The organism is Clostridium bowmanii (assembly GCF_018861315.1).
Classification (GTDB): domain Bacteria; phylum Bacillota; class Clostridia; order Clostridiales; family Clostridiaceae; genus Clostridium_AD; species Clostridium_AD bowmanii.
In genome coordinates, this window is the sequence record NZ_JAHLDL010000099.1 from 1 (window position 1) to 1342 (window position 1342).

A 1342-nucleotide genomic window follows, 5' to 3' on the forward strand; every position below is an offset into this window, starting at 1 on the left:
TTAAATAAGCCTGATGGTTTTGGTACTTCTATCGCGAATTTGCGAAGTTTCTCTATATCAAGCTTTGCATAATGCTTGATTGCATCAGGATCGGCATGCCCCAAAATTTTTCTTACAACGTCAAAAGGTACATCATCATTAACCATTGAACTGGCCAATGATGACCTGAATGTATGAGGTCCATGCTTTTTTCCTGATATATCAATGCCAGCCATTTTGAAGTATCTTGTAGTTTCAAAGCGCAGAACAGATGTGGTTATTTCTTGATACGGTGCTTTATGACGCAAGAATACATTATTACCTATAGCTTTGGGACGTGCATTATTGATATAATCAACTAGTGCTGTCTTGACTTCTAATAGCATAGGGAGTTGTAACACTTCACCTGTTTTTTGCTGTATAAAATCAATCTTATTATGCTCGAAATCCAGTTCATCCAGAGACAGTTTTACAATATCTCCCGATCTCATGCCAAGTCTGGTTGCCAGAATCAACATTGCATAGTCACGCTTACCGATATCGCTTGTACGATCAATAACTTCTTCAAATTGAAAGATTTCTACTTCGTTGTAGGTTACTGGTATATTGATTGGCTTTCTATAGTGAGGAACAAGTGTCGAAAAATCTGTCTCGATTATTCCGCTAGTGCTTAAGAACTTCAAGAAGTCTCTTATAACCGCCCAACCATCTTTATTCTCAACCATCAGACACGCTTTAGTAACATAAGGTGGATTTAGAGAATGAAAGTCTGAACACATAAGTGAAACGCAATCTTTTAGAAAACATTGCAAAAATCGCCTTTTTGACTTTAGTGTAATAGGTTTATTACCTACTTCAGTGCAATGTAAAGTGAACAAATCTAATACGTGTTCATATTCATCAGTCAATAACTTAATCTCTTGTTTCTGCTGAATTATATATTCAGTACCTGAATAAAAGTTATTTAGTCTTTGGATTGCTGTGATCATCGCTTTCTGACGCGAGCTTCCTAATTCATGGTCCACGAAATAGTCTTTATAGTAACGCACGCCAACTTCAGGTAAATAATTATGGATGCCCTGACTAATCATATACGGTTCAATTTTTTTAAGCGTTTTGCGATAGTTATCTAGGGTCAGTTGAGTATAAGATTTTCCCTCAAGATACTGGAGCAACGTGGTAAGCAAGTCACTAAAAGATAGATTTTTAATTTTTTCTGAATTCATAGGGTTGACCTCCTTAGAATATTTTTATAGTTTTATTCTAAGGAGGATAACCATTATCTGAGAAGATAATCAAAAAATCGTGTATTTATGCAATATACGGAAATTTTTCTCGGATAATCATATTTCTAGGATAATGA

1 protein-coding gene is annotated in these 1342 nt (G+C 35.3%); it reads right to left on the reverse strand.

Going from position 1 to position 1342, the window contains the following annotated elements:
- Positions 1–1205 (reverse strand): tyrosine-type recombinase/integrase (locus tag KPL51_RS23020; RefSeq protein ID WP_216166767.1); only part of this gene is annotated, 1205 nt, incomplete at its 3' end.
- Between the last annotated feature and the right edge of the window lie 137 nt (positions 1206–1342).